This is a genomic window from Streptomyces ferrugineus (assembly GCF_015160855.1).
Taxonomy (GTDB): domain Bacteria; phylum Actinomycetota; class Actinomycetes; order Streptomycetales; family Streptomycetaceae; genus Streptomyces; species Streptomyces ferrugineus.
Map to the genome: position 1 here is coordinate 7,917,886 of NZ_CP063373.1, position 18,915 is coordinate 7,936,800.

General features: G+C 70.6%; 17 protein-coding genes. 4 read left to right on the plus strand and 13 right to left on the minus strand.

Going from position 1 to position 18,915, the window contains the following annotated elements; translation table 11 throughout:
- Positions 1–289 precede the first annotated feature (289 nt).
- Positions 290–946, plus strand: a complete 657-nt coding sequence (locus IM697_RS35245; protein WP_194040138.1) for a bifunctional DNA primase/polymerase — start codon at positions 290–292, stop codon at positions 944–946.
- Between the two features lie 105 nt (positions 947–1,051).
- On the opposite strand, the gene ftsY is transcribed toward IM697_RS35245, so the two are convergent.
- Positions 1,052–2,266 (minus strand): signal recognition particle-docking protein FtsY, encoded by a 1,215-nt coding sequence (gene ftsY / locus IM697_RS35250; protein WP_194040139.1) that lies wholly within the window; start codon positions 2,264–2,266, stop codon positions 1,052–1,054.
- Between the two features lie 105 nt (positions 2,267–2,371).
- On the opposite strand from ftsY, the gene IM697_RS35255 reads away from it, so the two are divergent.
- Positions 2,372–3,343, plus strand: a complete 972-nt coding sequence (locus tag IM697_RS35255) for an LLM class flavin-dependent oxidoreductase (RefSeq protein WP_194040140.1) — start codon at positions 2,372–2,374, stop codon at positions 3,341–3,343.
- 124 nt (positions 3,344–3,467) lie between these two features.
- Here the strand turns inward: IM697_RS35255 and IM697_RS35260 are convergent, their stop codons facing one another.
- The 4 genes from IM697_RS35260 to IM697_RS35275 form a co-directional block, all read right to left on the minus strand.
- Positions 3,468–4,883, minus strand: a complete 1,416-nt coding sequence (locus IM697_RS35260; RefSeq protein ID WP_194040141.1) for a sugar porter family MFS transporter — start codon at positions 4,881–4,883, stop codon at positions 3,468–3,470.
- Positions 4,884–5,043: 160 nt separating this feature from the next.
- Complete coding sequence (gene smc, locus IM697_RS35265) at positions 5,044–8,667, minus strand: chromosome segregation protein SMC (protein ID WP_194040142.1); 3,624 nt, start codon at positions 8,665–8,667, stop codon at positions 5,044–5,046.
- A 256-nt stretch (positions 8,668–8,923) separates the two neighbouring features.
- Positions 8,924–9,127 (minus strand): hypothetical protein, encoded by a 204-nt coding sequence (locus IM697_RS35270; RefSeq protein WP_058922942.1) that lies wholly within the window; start codon positions 9,125–9,127, stop codon positions 8,924–8,926.
- Positions 9,128–9,509: 382 nt separating this feature from the next.
- On the minus strand, positions 9,510–9,791 hold the full coding sequence (locus IM697_RS35275) for an acylphosphatase (protein WP_194040143.1): 282 nt from the start codon (positions 9,789–9,791) through the stop codon (positions 9,510–9,512).
- A 152-nt stretch (positions 9,792–9,943) separates the two neighbouring features.
- Between IM697_RS35275 and IM697_RS35280 the strand changes: the two genes are divergently transcribed.
- A complete protein-coding gene (locus tag IM697_RS35280; RefSeq protein WP_194040144.1) occupies positions 9,944–11,089 on the plus strand; it encodes a CAP domain-containing protein in 1,146 nt (381 codons plus the stop codon).
- A 159-nt stretch (positions 11,090–11,248) separates the two neighbouring features.
- Positions 11,249–11,650, plus strand: coding sequence for a winged helix-turn-helix transcriptional regulator (locus IM697_RS35285; RefSeq protein WP_194040145.1), 402 nt, complete (start codon positions 11,249–11,251; stop codon positions 11,648–11,650).
- Here IM697_RS35285 and mutM read toward each other — a convergent pair.
- The 8 genes from mutM to recG all read right to left on the minus strand — a co-directional run bounded on the left by mutM (position 11,623) and on the right by recG (position 18,896).
- Entirely contained in the window at positions 11,623–12,483 is an 861-nt protein-coding gene (gene mutM, locus IM697_RS35290) for a bifunctional DNA-formamidopyrimidine glycosylase/DNA-(apurinic or apyrimidinic site) lyase (protein ID WP_194040146.1), read from the minus strand. The genes IM697_RS35285 and mutM overlap by 28 nt on opposite strands.
- 82 nt (positions 12,484–12,565) lie before the next feature.
- The gene (rnc, locus tag IM697_RS35295; protein WP_194050013.1) at positions 12,566–13,351 is read right to left on the minus strand and encodes a ribonuclease III; all 786 of its coding nucleotides are present in this window, start codon (positions 13,349–13,351) and stop codon (positions 12,566–12,568) included.
- Positions 13,352–13,370: 19 nt separating this feature from the next.
- Positions 13,371–13,544 (minus strand): 50S ribosomal protein L32, encoded by a 174-nt coding sequence (rpmF, locus tag IM697_RS35300; protein ID WP_003951102.1) that lies wholly within the window; start codon positions 13,542–13,544, stop codon positions 13,371–13,373.
- A 2-nt stretch (positions 13,545–13,546) separates the two neighbouring features.
- Positions 13,547–14,188, minus strand: coding sequence for a YceD family protein (locus IM697_RS35305; protein ID WP_194040147.1), 642 nt, complete (start codon positions 14,186–14,188; stop codon positions 13,547–13,549).
- A 138-nt stretch (positions 14,189–14,326) separates the two neighbouring features.
- Positions 14,327–15,409 carry a cell division initiation protein gene (locus tag IM697_RS35310; protein ID WP_194040148.1) on the minus strand — a complete coding sequence of 361 codons (1,083 nt, stop codon included), beginning with the start codon at positions 15,407–15,409 and terminating at the stop codon, positions 14,327–14,329.
- Between the two features lie 61 nt (positions 15,410–15,470).
- On the minus strand, positions 15,471–15,950 hold the full coding sequence (coaD, locus tag IM697_RS35315; RefSeq protein ID WP_194050014.1) for a pantetheine-phosphate adenylyltransferase: 480 nt from the start codon (positions 15,948–15,950) through the stop codon (positions 15,471–15,473).
- A 26-nt stretch (positions 15,951–15,976) separates the two neighbouring features.
- Positions 15,977–16,582: a 16S rRNA (guanine(966)-N(2))-methyltransferase RsmD gene (gene rsmD, locus IM697_RS35320; RefSeq protein ID WP_194040149.1), complete on the minus strand. Its 606-nt coding sequence runs from the start codon at positions 16,580–16,582 to the stop codon at positions 15,977–15,979.
- Positions 16,583–16,688: 106 nt separating this feature from the next.
- Positions 16,689–18,896, minus strand: coding sequence for an ATP-dependent DNA helicase RecG (gene recG / locus IM697_RS35325; RefSeq protein WP_194040150.1), 2,208 nt, complete (start codon positions 18,894–18,896; stop codon positions 16,689–16,691).
- Positions 18,897–18,915: the final 19 nt, after the last annotated feature.

Sequence of the window (18,915 nt, forward strand, 5' to 3'; positions counted from 1 at the left end):
AATCCTACGATCACGCCCCCAGCCATGGCGATCCCTGAATCGCCACCATTCGCCACCCCTTCGAATGAACTAACGGTGGCCCAGGCGCGATTCACTTGACATAGGACGGCCGGAAGCGGGCGGAGCGAAGCACGCAGGGGCGCGTGTCGCCCGGCCCACAACCCGGGGCGCTTCCAAGCGCCGCGTGAACCGAGCGGCGTCGGCGGGTATCCGGCCGCCCAGGAACACACAGGGTCACGTTCCGCTTCCGCGCCGTAACCACCGGCGCGCTGGACCCGTTGGAGGGGGCATGGGCTTCACGATCGGCGGCATCCGGGAGATCCGGTCCGGTTCGCGGCGACGCGGCCGCTCCTCGGAGTGCACGACCGTCGCCGAGTTCACCGGACTGTGGGGCTGGGACGCGGTACCCGGCGCGCGCGCTGCGGCGGGCGCCTGTTCGTGCGGCCGCCCGGACTGCGCCGTGCCCGGCGCACACCCCCTCGACTTCGCGCCCCAGGTCCCGGCCGGCGCCACGCTCGACGAGGTCACCAAGGCGTGGTCGGAGTTCCCGGGCGCCGCGGTGATGCTGCCGGTCGGGCGGGCGTTCGATGTGATCGAGGTGGCCGAGCCCGCCGGCCGCCGGGCGCTGACCCGGCTCGAGCGCATGGGCCTGCCCCTCGGCCCGGTCACCGCCACCCCCGACGGCCGCGCCCACTTCTTCGTCGCCCCCGGCGCCGCCGCCGAGCTCCCCGAGCTCCTCTACCGCATGGGCTGGGACGACCCGACCCACCTCGATCTGCGCGGCCTCGGCCCCGGTACGCACATCACGGCCCCGCCGTCCGACCGGGGCGGCCTGGGCCCGGTGCGCTGGCTGCGGCCCCCGGCACTGGACACCGCGACGAAGCCGCCGGCGGCACGGCTGCTGCTGGGGACGCTGGCTTACGTGGCGCATCGGTCGCGCGCATAGACGTACGTCGCGCGCATAGGCGTACACAGCGAGGTGCCCGTTTCCCAACTGCACCTTGGGAAACGGGCGCCTCTTCGGCCACGTACGAAACTTCCGTAGGTGAGGTCACTCTCCGATAAGGGCGTCAACGAACGCCTCCGGCTCGAACGGCGCCAGGTCGTCGGCGCCCTCGCCCAGCCCGACCAGCTTCACCGGCACGCCCAGCTCGCGCTGGACCGCGACGACGATGCCGCCCTTGGCCGTGCCGTCCAGCTTGGTGAGCACGATGCCGGTGATGTCGACGACCTCGGCGAAGACACGGGCCTGCACGAGGCCGTTCTGCCCGGTGGTGGCGTCCAGCACCAGCAGCACCTCGTCCAGCGGCGCGTGCTTCTCCACGACCCGCTTGACCTTGCCGAGCTCGTCCATGAGCCCGGTCTTGGTGTGCAGGCGCCCGGCGGTGTCGATGAGGACGACGTCCGACCCCATCTCCTTGCCCTCCTTCACCGCGTCGAAGGCGACGGAGGCGGGGTCGCCGCCCTCCGGCCCGCGCACGGTGTAGGCGCCGACCCGCTCGCCCCAGGTCTGCAGCTGGTCGGCGGCGGCGGCACGGAAGGTGTCGGCGGCGCCCAGGACCACGCTGCGGCCGTCGGCCACGAGGACGCGGGCGAGCTTGCCGGTGGTGGTGGTCTTGCCGGTGCCGTTGACGCCGACGACCATCACGATGCCGGGCTTGCTGGTCTCCGGCTCGGTCCTGACGATGCGGTCCATGTCGGTGCCGACCAGCTTGAGCAGCTCCTCGCGCAGCAGGCCGCGCAGCTCCTCGGGGGTGCGGGTGCCGAGGACCTTCACGCGCTCGCGCAGGCCGTCGACCAGCTCCTGGGTGGGTGCGACGCCGACGTCGGCGGTGAGCAGGGTGTCCTCGATCTCCTCCCAGGTGTCCTCGTCGAGGTGCTCGCGCGACAGGAGCGTCAGCAGCCCCTTGCCGAGCGCGTTCTGGGAGCGGGAGAGCCGGGCGCGCAGCCGGATCAGGCGGCCGGCGGTGGGCTCCGGGACCTCGATCGCGGTCGGCGGAAGCTCTTCGACGACGGGCGGTTCCTCGACTGCGACCCCGGTCGAGCCGCCGTCGGGAAGATCCACCTCCTCTATGGTCCGGCGCTCTTCGTCGCGCGGTGTCTCGGCCTCGTCGCCGACGTGCGGCTCGGCCGGTGGGGCGGTGATGTCGGGGGCGGCGGGCGGCGGCGGGGGCAGGTGCTTCTTGCGGCGAGTGCCGACGACGAGCCCACCGAGCGCGCCGAGCACGACCACGGCGATGACTACAGCAAGGATGACGATGTCCATAACGCGTCCAGTATCGGCCATGGAGTCCTGCGACACCCCTCTGGATGTCTGACACACCGTCAGCTAACGTCCGCCTTCACATCCGCCCGGTGAAGGGGGACCCCCATGCCCGTCACGGTCGTACGCTTCAACCTCGTCGAGCCCGACGCGACCCCCGCCTCGCTCGCCGCCCGCTACCGGGCCGCCCTGGAGATGGCGGCCTACGCCGACGAGCACGGCATCACCACCGTGCAGACGGAGGAGCACCACGGCGCCGAGAACAACTGGCTGCCCTCCCCCTTCGCCTTCGCGGCCGCCGTCTTCGGCGCGACCCGCCGTCTCGCGGTCACCGTCTCGGCGATCATCGGCCCGCTGCACGACCCGCTGCGGCTGGCGGAGGAGATCGCCGTACTGGATCTGCTGAGCGGCGGGCGACTGGTCACGGTCGCCGGGATCGGGTACCGGCCCGAGGAGTACGCCCTGTTCGACGTGGACTGGAAGCGGCGCGGCAGGCTCCAGGACGAGCTGCTTCAGACGCTGCTGAAGGCGTGGACCGGCGAGGAGTTCGAGTACCGGGGCCGTACGGTACGGGTCACCCCGCGCCCGTACACCGACCCGCACCCCCTGCTCCTGGTCGGCGGCTCCTCGAAGGCCGCCGCCCGCCGGGCCGCCCGGCTCGGCCTGCCGTTCTTCCCCAGCGCGCATCTGCCGGAGCTGGAGGCGTACTACAAGGAGCGGCTCGTCGAGTACGGCACCGAGGGCTGGACCATGATGCCGGCCGCCGAGACCCCGCTGCTGCACATCGCCGAGGACCCCGACCGGACCTGGGCCGAGCACGGCCGCCACTTCCTGCACGAGGCGCGGACATACGCCTCCTGGCAGTCCGGGGACGTCCGGTCCGCCGTGAAGTCGGCGGCCACGACGGTGGCGGAGCTGCGCGCCGAGGGCGTGTACCGGATCGTGACGCCCGAGGAGTGTGTGGCGCTGGGGTTCGGCAACTACGTGCTGCATCCGCTGTCGGGCGGGATGCCGGTGGAGGAGGGGTGGCGGAGTCTGCGGCTGTTCGCGGAGGAGGTGCTGCCGAGGCTCGGTGAGTGATCCTTCGGCCCTTCGTCCACGACACCGCCGCCCCGGCTCGGGCAGTGGCCGAGCCGGGGCGGCGGCGGGGTTACGGGGAGAGGGGCAGCGGGGACTTGGCCCTTCCCCCCGAGTTCGGGGCCGGTCAGCCCATCTCCTCCAGCTTCTTGCCCTTGGTCTCGGGCACGAACTTGAGGATGAACGGGATGGAGAGGAAGGCGAACACCGCGTACATGACGTAGGTGAGCGACAGGTTCCAGTCCGACAGGTCCGGGAAGGTGATCGTGATCGCCCAGTTGGCGATCCACTGGGCCGAGGCGGCCACGCCCAGGGCGGCGGCGCGGATCTTGTTCGGGAAGACCTCGCCGAGCATGACCCAGACGACCACACCCCACGACAGGGCGAAGAAGAGGACGAAGGCGTTGGCGGCGATCAGCGCGACGTAGCCCTGTGCGGTCGGCAGCGGGTCGTTGCCGTTCTGGAAGGAGAAGGACCAGGCGGCCATCGCGAGCGAGATGCCCATGCCGATGGAGCCGATGAGGGCGAGCGGCTTGCGGCCGATGCGGTCGACGAAGATCATCGCGATCACGGTGCCGATGATGTTGATGATCGAGGTCTCGAAGGAGTAGAAGAACGAGCTCGACGGGTCGACGCCGACGGACTGCCACAGCAGGTTCGAGTAGTAGAAGATGACGTTGATGCCGACGAGCTGCTGGAAGACGGAGAGGCCGATACCGATCCAGACGATCGGCAGCAGGCCGAAGCGGCCGCCCAGCAGGTCCTTGAACGTGGACTTGTGGTCGCTGCGCATGGCCTGGTCGATCTCGGCGACCCGGGCGTCCAGGTCCACGTCGCCCTCGACCTCGGCGAGCACCTTCTTGGCGTCGGTGACACGGCCGACGCTGATCAGGAAGCGCGGGGACTCGGGGATGGCGAAGGACAGCAGACCGTAGATCACGGCGGGCAGCAGCATCACGCCGAGCATCCACTGCCAGGCCTCAAGGCCCGCGATGGTGCCGCGCTCCTCGCCGTCGGCCATGTTGAGGATGGCCCAGTTGACCAGCTGGGAGACGGCGATGCCGATGACGATGGCCGCCTGCTGGAAGGAGGCGAGCCGGCCGCGGTAGGCGGGCGGGGCGACCTCGGCGATGTAGGCCGGGCCGATGACCGAGGCCATACCGATGGCGATGCCACCGAGGACACGCCAGGCGGCGAGGTCCCACGCGGCGAACGGCAGTCCGGAACCGACGGCGCTCACGGCGAACAGCACCGCCGCGATCTGCATGACGCGGATGCGGCCGATGCGGTCGGCTATGCGGCCGGCGATCGCGGCACCGAGGGCGCTGCCCAGCAGGGCGCTGGCGGCGACGGTGCCGGTGACACCGGAGCTGAGGTCGAACCGGGCCTGGATGCCGCCGTTGGCTCCGTTGATGACGGAGCTGTCGTAGCCGAAGAGGAAGCCGCCCATGGCGGCCGCCGCGGTGATGAAGACGACGTGCCCGAGGTGTTCGGGCTGCGCTGTCCTGGCTCCTGACGTGGGCGCCTGCGCTGTGCTGGTCACGTGTACTCCTCGGACGCCGGCAACGCTGCCGGGTGAAGGCAAAAACAACGTCGCCCAACCTATGCCTTCAAGTTCCGAAGTCAAGAGGAGATCGATGTGACCTTGAAGATCGGATGTGACGGGAATGTGTTCAACTCTTGAATGAAGGCAGGAGCGTGCGTCAGCGCAGCCGCTGGCTGATGACCTTCGACACCCCGTCGCCCTGCATGGAGACGCCGTACAGCGCGTCGGCGACCTCCATCGTGCGCTTCTGGTGCGTGATCACGATCAGCTGCGAGGCCTCCTGCAGCTCCTGCATGATGCGGATCAGCCGCTGGAGGTTGGTGTCGTCGAGGGCGGCCTCGACCTCGTCCATGACGTAGAACGGGCTCGGCCGGGCCTTGAAGATCGACACCAGCATCGCGACGGCGGTGAGTGAGCGCTCACCACCCGAGAGCAGCGACAGCCGCTTGACCTTCTTGCCCGGCGGACGCGCCTCGACGTCGACACCCGTGGTCAGCATGTTGTCGGGGTCGGTCAGGATCAGCCGGCCCTCGCCGCCCGGGAACAGCCGGCTGAAGACGCCTTCGAACTCCCGGGCCGTGTCCCGGTACGCCTCGGTGAAGACCTGCTCGACGCGCTCGTCGACCTCCTTGACGACCTGGAGCAGGTCGGCGCGGGTCTTCTTCAGGTCCTCGAGCTGCTCACTGAGGAACTGGTGCCGTTCCTCCAGCGCCGCGAACTCCTCCAGCGCGAGCGGGTTGACCTTGCCGAGCTGCTGGTAGGCGCGCTCGGTCGCCTTGAGCCGCTTCTCCTGCTCGGCCCGGACGAAGGGCCGGGGCTGGTTGCGGGGGTGCTCGGGGTCCTCGGGAAGCTGCTCGCCCTCGGCGGGCGGGGACGGCGGTACGAGCTGATGCGGGCCGTACTCGGAGACGAGCCCCGCCGGCTCCACGCCCAGCTCCTCCAGCGCCTTGGTCTCCAGCTGCTCGATCCGCATCCGCTTCTCGGCGCCGAGGACCTCGCCGCGGTGCACGGAGTCGGTCAGCTTGTCGAGTTCGGCCTTGAGGTCGCGGCCCTCGTTGCGCGCGGCGGCGAGCTCCTGCTCACGCCGCGCCTTGGCGGCCTCGGCGGCGCCGCGCTCCTCCTCGGCACGGGCGACGGAGACCTCGACGTGGGCGAGGAGTTGCCGGGCACCGGAGGCCACGGCCTGCGCGACGGCCGCCTCGTGGCGCAGCCGGGCCCGCCGCTGCTCGGCACGCGCGCGTGCGTCTCGCTCCGCTCGGGCGGCGCGGTCGAGGGAGTCGGCGCGGCCGGCGAGTCCCTTGACGCGTTCTTCGTGCGTACGGACCTGGAGGCGGGCCTCCATCTCGGTCTGGCGGGCGTTGGCGCCGTCGGCGGCGAGCCGGTCCCGTGCCGAGGTGTCCGGCTCCTCCTCGACCGGCATCTCCTCGGCCACGGCCAGCCGCTCGGCCAGCTCCTCGACGTCCTGGAGCGCCTTGTCGAGCGCCTCCTGCGCACGCGCGGCGGCGGCGACGGAGCGCTCCGCCTCGCCGGCCGCGCCCCTTGCCTGGCCTGCCAGCCGGCCGAGCTGCTGGGCGACGGACGACTTCTCCCGGTCGGCCGCGCGGCGGCGCTCTCCTAGCTCCTCGACGAGCGCGGCGGATGCCTTGCGGCGCTCGGCGGCGGTGTGCTGGGCCTCGGTGAGCTGCTCGCAGCGGACGGCCAGCTCTTCCAGCTCGGCGGCGGCCTCGTCCACGGAGGCCTGTACTTCGAGGAGGCTGGGGGCGCCTGCGGAGCCGCCGTGCGCGAAGTGGGCGCCGAGGAGGTCGCCTTCGGCGGTTACGGCGGTGAGGTGGGGGTGGGCGTGGACGAGGTCTTCGGCGTCTTCGAGGGTGTCGACCACGACGATGCCGTGGAGGAGGCGGTGTACGGCGGGCATGAGGTCGGAGGGGGCGCGGACCAGGTCTGCCGCGTATGGTCGTCGGGCGTCTGCGGGTTCGTCGTGGCTGGTCGCGCCCCGCGGCGGAGCCGCATATTGATCCAGCCCCGCGCCCCTTGGGTGGGCCGCCGTCCCGGTGTCTTCCGGCGCACCACCCAGCAGCAGCGACGCCCGGCCCCCGTCCTGTTTCCGCAGCAGCCTGATCGCATCGGCCGCCGCAGAGGTCGATGTGACCGCGATCGCGTCCGCCGCCGCCCCGAAGGCCGCCGCCAGCGGGACCTCGTAACCCGGTGTCACCGTCAGCAGCTCCGCCGCCGGGCCCAGCAACCCCGTGAGCCGGTCCTTCGCGCCCAGCAGCGCGCCCGTGCCGTCCTTGCGGCGCAGGCCGAGCGCGAGAGCCTCGTGGCGGGCCTGCGTCGCCGCACGCCCTCGTTCCGCCGCCGTGGCCGCCTCGCGGGCCGCGGTCAGGGCGGCCTCGGCCTCCGTGAGCTGCCGCTTGGCCGCCTCGTGCTGTTCGGCGAGTTCCGCGTCGTCGGCGTCGAGGCCGTCGACCTCGGCCTTCAGTGCCTCGTACTCCTCCTGCGCGGCGAAGGCCCGCTCCTGGGCCTCGTCCCGTGCGGCCGCCAGGCGCTCTATCTCGGACTGGGCGGCGGCGGCACGCGAACGGGCCGCGTTGACCTGCCCGTTCAGCCGGGCGAGACCCTCGCGGCGGTCGGCGATGGCGCGGGCGACGTCCTTCAGGCGGCGCTCTTCGTGGGCGAGCTCCCGCTCCAGTTCGGCGCGGTGGGCGACGGTGTCCTCCAGGGCACGCTCGGCCGCCTCCAGGGCCGCCTCCAGCTCGGCCTCCTGCTCGCGGATGCGGGCGGCCTCGCGCTCCATGTCCTCGGGGTCGCGGCCCCGGCGTTCCTCCGGCGGTGCGGAGGTGGCGCTCTTCACGCGCGCGTCGGCCAGCGAGATGGTGCCGCGCACCCGCTCGGCGAGCTGGGACAGCTCGTACCAGGTCTGCTGGGCCCGCTGCAGGCGCGGGGTGAGCCGGCGCACCTCGTCCTCCAGGAGGGCCTCACGCTGGAGCGCCTTCTTCAGCTCCTGCTCGGCGGCCTCCTTGCGCTCCTTCAGCGCGGCCTCGTCGGCGACCTCGGCCTGGAGCGCCTCCCGCAGCCGTACGAGATCGTCGGCGAGGAGGCGGAGCCGGGCGTCGCGCAGGTCGGCCTGGATGACGGCGGCCCGCCGGGCCACGGCGGCCTGCCGCCCCAGGGGCTTGAGCTGCCTTCGGAGCTCATCGGTCAGATCCTGCACGCGCGCGAGGTTGGCCTGCATCGCGTCCAGCTTCCGCAGCGCCTTCTCCTTGCGCTTGCGGTGCTTGAGGACGCCCGCGGCCTCCTCGATGAAGGCGCGGCGGCCCATGGGGTCGGCGTGCAGGACGGAGTCGAGCTGGCCCTGGCCGACGATGACGTGCATCTCGCGGCCGATGCCGGAGTCGGACAGCAACTCCTGGATGTCGAGGAGGCGGCAGGTGTCGCCGTTGATCTGGTACTCGCTGCCGCCGTTGCGGAACATGATCCGCGTGATGGTGACCTCGGCGTACTCGATGGGCAGCGCCCCGTCGGAGTTGTCGATGGTCAGCGACACCTCGGCGCGGCCCAGCGGCGGACGCCCCGTGGTGCCGGCGAAGATGACGTCCTCCATCTTGCCGCCGCGCAACGACTTGGCGCCCTGCTCGCCCATGACCCAGCTGAGCGCGTCCACGACGTTGGACTTGCCCGAGCCGTTCGGTCCGACGACACACGTGATGCCCGGCTCGAACCGGAGCGTGGTCGCCGAGGCGAACGACTTGAACCCTCGGAGGGTCAGGGCCTTGAGGTGCACGCCGCTGGACTCTACCTTCCGGGAATGTCTCGCTCCATGAACGCACGGTTTCACCGATGAACGTGCAGGGCACACCAGACGTTAAAGAGGGTGAAAGGATGCGCGGGGCATTAAGCCGGGGGCAAGAAAGAAGGGACGCCGAAGCGTCCCTTGCAACTTCTGACGGCTGGGAAACCAGTCGTCTGACAACTACTACTTAGCGGTTGGATACGGGCCGCCCAACCACTGCTGGTGCTGTCGTGGAGCGATGCAGTGATCAGGTGAGCGCAGGCTCCGCCTGGTGTGCGTCGATGCTCTCCATGATCCTGTCGTGAGAAGCGGCAGCCGTCAGCGCGTCGTTCTCCGCCTGGATCCGTACGAGCTCGGATTCCAGGTCCTGGACACGCTGCTGGAGCCGTCGCATCTCGGCGAGGAGTCGAGGGTCGGAGCCGCCGACGTAACCGAGAAGCGCCTTTGCCATGATGGATGGTCCTCCACACTGAGTGACCGACCGAAGCGGTGTGGGTCGTGAGGGATTCGCACCCGCGGTTGCTTGGGAGGCCTGGAGTTGTGCTGCCGTTCAGCCACGCCAAACAGCTAAGGTGCGCGGGGCTTTCAGCGTCTCACCAAAAAGTTTGACGGTCAACACGATCACGCCCCGTATTGGCGGGCAAACCCGGGGGCACACGGCCGGAAGCGGCTGCGTGGCGACTCCTGCGGGCCCCTCGGGGCGTGGCGATCATCTCTAAGTGCGGAGCCTGCCACCACTGGCTGTTCTTGGCAACCACCTGCTCATTTCTGCTCGGGGCAGTTGCCGGTGGCAGGTCCCTCCGATTGCTCCGGGGCCGATTTACGGAATCGGCTCAACGGATGGCGAAGCCGTCGTAGCCCCCGCGAGGTGTGTCCCAGATCTCGGTGACACCGTCGACCCGCCCGGGCGTGTCGTCGCCCTGGAGCCAGTCGAGCAGTCCCTCACAGCCGTCACGGGCCCCCTCGGCGACCACCTGGACGCGTCCGTCGTCCAAATTGAGAGCAAAACCACTCAGGCCGCCGATCTCGAGGGCCTTGGCCCGCGTGAACCAGCGAAAACCCACGCCTTGGACGCGTCCACGCACCCAGGCGACCAGCCGTACATCCTCGCTCATGAGTGCAACCTAACGGGCCAATGTCTCTCCGGGCACTTCCCCCTCTGGCGCCATGCGGTACCGTCCCCACCCAATGAATCTCATATGAAACTCACTCGATCGTGTGAGTTCTGTGAGGACGTTGAGACCGCAGGGACGAGGAAGGCCAGGACATGGGACGCCACCGACGCTCCGCCGCCGGCCGCGCCGCCACGGGCCGCGCCACGGGGGTCACACATACGGACGGCTCTTATACGGAGGGCCACGACCCACGCGACTCGTACGCGAGCGACCGGCCCACGAGAGGCATCGCGCCCTATCTGAACCCGGAGGCGTACGCCGAGGCCTACGCGCAGAGTGACGCCTACCTCTTCGCCACGGACGACGACTACGCCCGGCTCACCGACACCACGACCTTCCCGGCCCAGGAGACCGCAGCCTTCCGCAGCGTGGGCTTCACGCCCGACGTCGGCTCCCGGCGGCCCGGGGGCACACACCGCCGCCGCAAGAAGAAGGCCGCGGCTCCGGTGAAGACCGGGCTGCTCGGCGTCTCCGCCGCGGTGGCCCTCGGCACGGTCGCGGTCGCCACGGGCGTGGTGCCCGGCCTCGACAACTACCAGCTCGGCGGCGGCAGCGGGCCGGACCGGGTGCAGGCCGCCGACACCCCGACCAACACCCCCGCCGAGCAGGGCGGCACCTCCGGCAGCGCCGACCGGGACGGCAGCGGCGACGCGACCAGCCGCGACGTCGAGCGGCCCACCTCGCCGGCTCCGTCGACCTCGTCGGCCGCGCCGACGAAGACCCCGTCGAAGGAGCCGTCGGCGACGCCCAGCGAGAAGCCGAAGGAGACGCCTTCGCGCACGGCCACCAAGGCGCCGGCTCCGCAGAAGACCAAGGAGCCCCAGAAGGAGCGGACCAGCGCCCCGGTGCAGGTCTCCGCGGAGGCCGCCGCCGCGGCCGAGGTGCTGCAGCTGGTCAACGAGGAGCGCGCCCAGGTCGGCTGCAGCCCGGTCGCCGCCAACAGCTCGCTCACCGATCTGGCCCAGGCCTTCAGCGAGGACATGGCCGAGCGCGGCTTCTTCGACCACACCTCCCCCGACGGTGCCTCTCCGTGGGACCGCGCCGCGAAGGCCGGCATCACCGACCTCGGCGGCGAGAACATAGCCCGCGGCCAGGCCGACGCGGCGGCGGTGATGGAGGCCTGGATGAACAGCCCGGGTCACAAGGCCAACATCCTGAACTGCGACTTCAAGACCCTGGGCGTCGGCGTGCACTTCGGCGCCGGCGGGCCCTGGTGGACGCAGGACTTCGGGTACTAGGAGCGCGCGGCGTACGACGAGGGGCTCCCGTCACGGACGGGAGCCCCTTCGCGGTCTCGGCCAGGCGCCGGACGCGGTGCCCAGGTAGGCCGGCGAGCCCGACTAGCAGAAAGTTAGCGCAAACCTGGCGATAGCGCTGCGCTGGAGTACGCTTGAACGATGGACACCACGCAGCAGCGCACGGAGGCACCGGACCTCCCGTACAACGTGTTCGCCAAGGCCTGCCCCTCGCGCGGCACGCTGGAGCACGTCACCGGCCGCTGGGGCGGACTCACGCTCGGCGCGCTGTACGAGGGCTCGCTGCGCTTCAACGAGCTGCGCCGCCGGGTCGACGGCGTCAGCGAGAAGATGCTGTCCCAGACGCTGCACGCCCTGGAGCGGGACGGCCTGGTGCACCGCGAGGCCCAGCCGACCAATCCACCGCGCGTCGACTACGAGCTGACGCCGCTCGGTCGCGGGGTCGCCGAGCGGCTGCTGAGCCTCATCCACTTCGTGGAGGGGCGGATGGACGACGTGCTCGAGTCGCGTCGGCGCTACGACGACACGCGCGGCGCCCTCTGACACTTCGGGCAGAAGTAGCTGGACCGGTTCATCCAGGGCCGCCTGCGCATCGGCGTACCGCACCGCTTGCAGGGCAGCCCTTCACGGCCGTACGCGTCGAGTGACCGGTCGAAGTAGCCGGACTCTCCGTTGACGTTGACGTAGAGGCTGTCGAAGCTGGTGCCGCCCACCGCGAGGGCCGCGTTCATCACGTCCCTCACATGGCCCAGGAGTTCGAGGCTGCGCGGGCGGGTGAAGGTCGCGGTCGGACGCTCGTAGTGGAGGCGGGCACGCCAAAGGGCCTCGTCCGCGTAGATGTTGCCGACGCCGCTGATCAACGACTGGTCGAGCAGGGCCCGTTTGATGGTGCTGCGCTTACGGCGCAGGGCCTGGTGGAAGGCCTCGTCGTCGAAGAGCGGGTCCAGCGGGTCGCGTGCGATGTGCGCGATGACGTCGGGCAGGCCGTCGGGGGTGTTGTCGTGCAACGACAGGCCGCCGAAGGTGCGTTGGTCCACGAAGCGCAGCTCGGTGTCGAGCGCGTCCGCGAACCGCACCCGGATCCTGAGGTGCTTCTCGTCGGGCGCGTTCTGCGGCTGGACCAGCAGCTGACCGCTCATGCCGAGGTGCGCCAGGACCGACTGAGCGGTGTCCTCCAGGGGCAGCCACAAGTACTTCCCGCGCCGGCTCGGCACGCCGACGCGGTGGCCCTTGAGGCGGTGCGCGAAGTCGTCCGGACCGGCGATGTGCCGGCGTACGGCACGCGGGTGCAGCACCTCGGCGTCGGCGACGGTCCGATGGGCGACCCACCGCTCCAGACCGCGCCGGACGACCTCGACCTCGGGCAACTCGGGCATGGGATCCCCCGTACGCACCTTGCGGGTATGGGCCGAGCGCCCGCCCCATGGCCGGGACGGGCGCTCGGATCGCGCTGTTCGGTCAGGCGGGGGCCGACGCGTCGGCGCCGGGCTCGGCGGCGTTCGCGGCCGCCTTCTTGGCGCGCTCGTCCGCCGCGGCCTTGATGGACCGCCACGCGGATTCCGCGGCCTGCTGTTCCGCCTCCTTCTTGCTGCGGCCGGTGCCGGTGCCGTACGAGACGCCTCCGACGCGGGCGGCAGCAGTGAAGGTCTTCTCGTGGTCGGGGCCGGTCTCCGTGACCAGGTACTCGGGCACGCCGAGCCCCTCGGTCGCGGTGAGCTCCTGGAGACTGGTCTTCCAGTCCAGGCCGGCTCCGAGGTTCGAGGACTTCTCGATCAGGGGGTCGAACAGGCGGTGCACCAGCTCCGCCGCCGAGTCCAGGCCCTGGTCGAGATAGACCGCGCCGATCACCGCTTCCAGGGTGTCGGCGAGGATGGACGCCTTGTCCCGGCCGCCCGTGCCCTCTTCACCGCGGCCGAGCCGGATGAAGGAGCCCAGGTCGAGCCCGCGGCCGACCTCCGCCAGCGCACGCGAGTTGACCACCGCGGCCCGCAGCTTGGCCAGCTGGCCTTCGGGCAGGTCGGGGTGGGTTCGGTACAGCGTGTCCGTGACCACGAGGCCGAGCACGGAGTCCCCGAGGAACTCCAGTCGCTCGTTGGTCGGCAGACCGCCGTTCTCATACGCGTACGAGCGGTGGGTCAGCGCACGCACCAGAAGGGCGGACTCGAGCTTGTACCCGAGCCGCCCTTCCAACAGCGTGTGGGACGAGGCCGTGTTGTCCGATGCGTTCTTCTTCGGCGTGGACACAGTGCCTCTCACCAGCCGCTCAGACCTCGAGGACCTGGCGCTTGTTGTAGGTGCCGCAAGACGGGCACGCGATGTGCTGCTGCTTGGGCTCGTGGCAGCGCTCGCACGCAACCAGGGTGGGGACCGCAGCCTTCCACTGCGACCGGCGGTGGCGCGTGTTGCTGCGCGACATCTTCCGCTTCGGAACAGCCACGGCTACTTCTCCTGCTTCTCGTCGACGCCCGCTTCGGCGCCGCTCTTCTCGTCCTTATCGCCGGGTTCGAGTGAATCGGCGAGTCCCTGCAGTGCCGCCCAACGGATGTCGACGGCGTCGTGGTGGTGGTCCGGGTCGTCCGCGAGACGTGCTCCGCACTCGGCGCACAGTCCCGGGCAGTCTTCCTGGCACACCGGCTGCATCGGCAGTGCGAGCACCACCGCATCACGCAGCACCGGTTCGAGGTCGAACAGGCCGTCCTCGAGGAAGAGCCTGCCCTCGTCGTCCTCGGCGTCGTCGCCGGGTTCCGCATGGTGCACGCGGCCCCGGTCGTCGGCGTCAGGGTACGAGAACATCTCCTGGAAGTCCGCTTCCACGTCGAGCTGAAGCGGCTCCAGACACCTTACGCACTCCCCCTCGGCCTGTGCACGGGCGGTGCCTGTGACAAGCACCCCTTCCATGACCGACTCGAGCCGGAGTTCGAGCTCCACCGGGGCGCCTTCCGGCACTCCGACGACTCCCTGGATACCGAAGTCCTTGGGGGCGTCGACCGTACGGGTCAGGCGCTGCAGCGCACCGGGCCGCCGACCCAGCTCGTGCGTGTCGAACACGAGAGGGTTGCGGTGGTCGAGGCGGGCTGTCACGCCATTCCTGCTTTCGATCTGCTGAGCTCAGGGGGTCACTGCCCTGCGGTGTTCCCGGGCAGCGTTGATCGCGGACGTACGCGCGACCGAAGAGCCAGGATACTGGACCTTTCGCTCACGGCCCAATCCGGTGGTCCCTTACTGGCCGCGTCCCTGTTCGTACGCCCTCAACTGCTCCGGGGTGATCATGCTGGTGTCGAAGAGGCTGGTCTCGTCGAGGGCGGCGTAGGACTGCTGGGGCTGCTGGGGCTGCTGTGCCGCCTGCTGAGGGTCGTACGCCGCCTGCTGGCCCTCGTAGCCCTGATAGGCGTAGGGATCGGCCTGCTGGGCCTGCTGGTAGCCGTAGGGGTCCTGCTGGCCGCCGTAGCCCTGCTGGTAGCCGCCGTACGGATCGGCGGTCTGCTGCTGGTAGCCGTACGCGGACTGCACGGTCTGCGGGTCGTACTGCGGCTGCGGCGGTACGGCGGCCGGCTGCTCGGCGGGGGCCGCCGGGGTGTCCTGCTCCGCGAGCGCGGCGAGGTCGGCGAGGTAGTCGGCGTCGCTGGAGTGCCGGACGCTGCTGTCGTCGTCGGCGAGGGCGCCGAGGTCGTCGGTGGCGATACGGCCGTGCAGCTTCTGCCGGCCGCGGCCGACGGCCTCCAGGGTCTTGGCGAGGACGGCCTCGAAGGCGCCGAGCTTGGCGTCGACGTACTGGTCGGCGGTGCGGCGCAGGGTCTCCGGGTCGTGGCTGCGCTCGGGGGCGTCCTCGTCCTCGTAGCCCTGCTCGTCGAGGCCCGGGCCGGTGCCGAGGAGCTTCTCGCGGCCGCGGCCCACGGAGCCGAGGGTCTTGGTGAGGACGACCTCGAAGTTGGCGAGCTTGGAGTCGACGTAGTCGTCGGCCTCCGCGCGGATGTCCTCGGCCTCCTTGCGGGCCTCGGCGACGATCCGGTCGGCCTCGGCCTGGGAGCGGCGGGCGACCTCGGTGTCGGAGATCAGGGAGCCGCGCTCGGCGTGCGCGGAGTGGATGATCCGCTCGGCCTCCTGACGGGCCTGCTCGACCATCTGCTCGCGGTCGCCGATCAGCTCCTGGGCCTGGGCGAGGGAGCCGGGCAGCGCCGCACGGACCTCTTCGAGCAACGAGAGCAGTTCGGCGCGGTTCACCACGCACGAGGCCGACATCGGCATCGAACGGGCACCTGAGACCGCCGTGACGATCTCGTCGAGCTTCTTCTGTACGTCCACCGTGTGCTCGCCACTCTCTACAGCTGTGATGGAGACGGACGGGACGACTGTAGCCGCCCGTTCAGCCTTGGCGCAGACGCTTGTTGAGGGCCTCCAGGACCGCCGGCGGCACAAGGTGGGAGACGTCGCCGCCCCAAGTGGCCACCTCCTTCACAAGGGAGGAGGACAGGAAGCTGTAGGTGGGGTTGGTCGGCACGAACAGCGTCTCCACGCCCGACAGACCGTTGTTCATCTGCGCCATCTGCAGCTCGTAGTCGAAGTCGCTGACCGCGCGCAGGCCCTTGACGATGGCCGGGATGTCGCGCTGCTTGCAGAAGTCGACGAGGAGGCCGTGGAAGGCCTCGACGCGGACGTTGCCGTACTCGGCGGTGACCTGGCGGATCAGGTCGAGCCGCTCGTCGACCTCGAACAGGCCCTTCTTGGCCTTGTTGATCATGACGGCGACGTAGACCTCGTCGTACAGCCTGGAGGCGCGGGCAATGATGTCGAGATGTCCGTTGGTGATCGGGTCGAATGACCCGGGACAGACGGCGCGGCGCACTTGTGATCCCTCGCTCTCCGGTCCGGTCATCGTGCGTCTTCGCACGTAGAGGCGTTGTCGCCGATGGCGGCGGCGCGACCGTACCAAAACGTTCCCTCGCCGTAGCGACGGGCCCGGATCGCTTCGAAGCCGTCCGGCCATCGGAACTCCCCGCCTCTGGTGCTGCGCTCCACGGTGACGAGCGCGTCCGACGCGAGCCAGCCCCCTGAGCGGAGTGTGAGCAGAATCTCGCGAAGATCGTGATCTGTGACTCTGTACGGCGGGTCGAGGAAGACGATGTCGTACGGCTCGGCCGGCGCCGGGGCCTGGATGAACTGTTCGGCTTTGCCCGACCTCACCTCGGCGCCGGGGAGGCCGAGAGCCTTGACGTTCTCGCGGACGACGCGGGCGGCTCGGGCATCGGCCTCGACGAGGAGGGTGTGGCCGGCGCCGCGGGACAGTGCCTCCAGGCCGACTGCTCCTGAGCCGGCGTAGAGGTCGAGGACCCGCTCGCCCTCCAGGGGGCCGCCCAGCAGGGACTGCCAGGTGGAGAAGAGACCCTCGCGTGCGCGGTCTGATGTGGGCCGGGTTCCGGTGCCGGGCGGCACGGCTAGACGACGTCCGCCGGCTGCGCCGGCGATCACGCGGGTCATCTTTGGTCCTTGGTCGTGGGCGGCTTTAGGTTCAGTGTGGCTGGTCGCGCCCGCGCGGCGGTAGCCGCATATGGATTACAGCCCCGCACCCCTGGGTCGGCATCCGTCACCCCTTCTCCAAGAACTGCTCCCTTTCCTCGTCCAAGAGGGCGTCCAGGGCCGTGCGCAGGCCCGGCAGGTCGGTCAGGTCCGGGTCGGCCGCCACGACCGCCGCCGCCTCCTCCCTCGCCTCGGCGATGATCTCCTCGTCCTCGATGACCGCCAGGACCCTCAGACTGGACCGCACGCCCGACTGGGCCTGCCCCAGGACGTCGCCCTCGCGGCGCTGCTCCAGGTCGATGCGGGAGAGCTCGAAGCCGTCGAGGGTGGCGGCGACCGCGTTGAGGCGCTGGCGGGCCGCGCTGGCCTCCGGCATCTCGGTGACCAGGAGGCAGAGTCCCGCCGCCGAGCCACGGCCGACTCGGCCGCGCAGCTGGTGGAGCTGGGAGACGCCGAAGCGGTCGGCGTCCATGATCACCATGGCGGTGGCGTTGGGGACGTTCACGCCGACCTCGATGACCGTGGTGGCGACCAGGACGTCGGTCTCGCCGGCCGCGAAGCGGCGCATCACCGCGTCCTTGTCGTCCGGGGCCATACGTCCGTGCAGGACCTCGACCCCGAGGCCCTGGAGCGGGCCCTTGGCGAGCTGGTCCGCCACGTCGAGGACGGCGAGCGGCGGGCGCTTCTCGGCCTCGTCCTCGGGGGACTTCCTCCCGCCGGTCTTCTTCGGGTCGTCCTCCTCGTCGCCGATGCGGGGGCAGACGACGTACGCCTGATGGCCGTTCCCGACCTCCTCGCGCACCCGCTCCCAGGCGCGGGCGAGGAAGTGGGGCTTGTCGGCGGCCGGGACGACATGGGAGGCGATGGGCGAGCGGCCGGCCGGGAGCTGGTCGAGGACCGAGGTCTCCAGGTCGCCGAAGACGGTCATGGCGACGGTGCGCGGGATGGGCGTGGCCGTCATGACCAGCAGGTGCGGGGGCTGTTTGCCCTTGCCGCGCAGGGCGTCGCGCTGCTCGACGCCGAAGCGGTGCTGTTCGTCGACCACGACCAGGCCGAGGTCGTGGAACTGCACCTTGTCCTCGATCAGGGCATGCGTGCCGATGACGATCCCGGCCTCGCCGGTGACGAGATCGAGCAGTGCCTGGCGGCGGGCGGCGGCCCCCATGGAGCCGGTGAGCAACACGACCTTCGTGGCCTGCTCCGCCCCGCCCAGCATCCCGCCCTCGGCCAGCTCGCCCATCATCTCGACGATCGAGCGGTGGTGCTGCTGGGCCAGCACCTCGGTGGGCGCGAGCATGGCGGCCTGCCCGCCCGCGTCGACGACGGCGAGCATGGCGCGCAGCGCCACCATGGTCTTTCCCGATCCGACTTCTCCCTGGAGCAGGCGGTGCATCGGATGCTCCGTCGCCAGGTCGGCGAAGATCTCCCGGGAGACCTTCTGCTGGCCCTCGGTGAGCGTGAAGGGGAGGCGGTCGTCGAAGGCGGTCAGGAGGCCGTCCGGCTGGGGTGTGCGGGCCACCGCGGGCAGTTGCGCGTCGGCGAAGCGGCGGCGGGCGAGGGCCACCTGGAGGACGAAGGCCTCGTCCCACTTGAGGCGGGAGCGGGCGTCCTCGATGTCGGCCTTGGTGTGCGGGCGGTGGATCTTGAGGAGGGCCTCGGGGAGGGTGACCAGGCCACGGCCCGCGCGGAGGGTGTCCGGGAGGGGGTCGACGGCTTCCTGGGCGCTGGGCAGGACCGTCTGGATGGCCTTGCCGATCTTCCAGGACTCCAGCTTGGCGGTGGCGGGGTAGAGGGGGATCAGGGCGCCGGCCCAGCTCTCCACGGTTTCGTCGGAGTCGCCGCGCAGCAACTCGTACGCCGGGTGTGCCAGTTGGAGTCGGCGGTTGAAGACGGAGACCTTGCCCGCGAACATCGCGCGGGTGCCCGGCAGCAGCTCCTTGTGGGGCTTGTGAACGCCGTTGCCGAAGAAGACCAGTTGGAGGCGGCCGCTGCCGTCGGTGATCGTGACCTCCAGGCGCTGGCCCTTGCCGCGCGGGGCCCTGCTGGAGGCGAAGGTGTGCAGGCGGGCGTCCGCGACCATGGCGACCACCGTGACGTGCTCGTCCATGGGGAGGTCGGCGAGGTGGGTGAGCTGGCCCCGCTCCTCGTATCTGCGGGGGTAGTGGTGCAGGAGGTCGCCCACGGAGTGCAGGCCGAGATGCTCGGCCATCACCTTCGCGGTGGCGGGGCCGAGCACTTTCTTCAGTGGTTCTTCCAGTGCGGGCACGACATCCATTCCACACCACGGCACTGAC

Bases quoted from the DNA above. Each gene is read 5' to 3' on its own strand.
- IM697_RS35245 (WP_194040138.1), top strand. From the start codon at position 290: ATGGGCTTCACGATCGGCGGCATCCGGGAGATCCGGTCCGGTTCGCGG.
- ftsY (WP_194040139.1), bottom strand. From the start codon at position 2,266: ATGGACATCGTCATCCTTGCTGTAGTCATCGCCGTGGTCGTGCTCGGC.
- IM697_RS35255 (WP_194040140.1), top strand. From the start codon at position 2,372: ATGCCCGTCACGGTCGTACGCTTCAACCTCGTCGAGCCCGACGCGACC.
- IM697_RS35270 (WP_058922942.1), bottom strand. From the start codon at position 9,127: ATGGCAAAGGCGCTTCTCGGTTACGTCGGCGGCTCCGACCCTCGACTC.
- IM697_RS35275 (WP_194040143.1), bottom strand. From the start codon at position 9,791: ATGAGCGAGGATGTACGGCTGGTCGCCTGGGTGCGTGGACGCGTCCAA.
- IM697_RS35280 (WP_194040144.1), top strand. From the start codon at position 9,944: ATGGGACGCCACCGACGCTCCGCCGCCGGCCGCGCCGCCACGGGCCGC.
- IM697_RS35285 (WP_194040145.1), top strand. From the start codon at position 11,249: ATGGACACCACGCAGCAGCGCACGGAGGCACCGGACCTCCCGTACAAC.
- mutM (WP_194040146.1), bottom strand. From the start codon at position 12,483: ATGCCCGAGTTGCCCGAGGTCGAGGTCGTCCGGCGCGGTCTGGAGCGG.
- rsmD (WP_194040149.1), bottom strand. From the start codon at position 16,582: ATGACCCGCGTGATCGCCGGCGCAGCCGGCGGACGTCGTCTAGCCGTG.
- recG (WP_194040150.1), bottom strand. From the start codon at position 18,896: ATGGATGTCGTGCCCGCACTGGAAGAACCACTGAAGAAAGTGCTCGGC.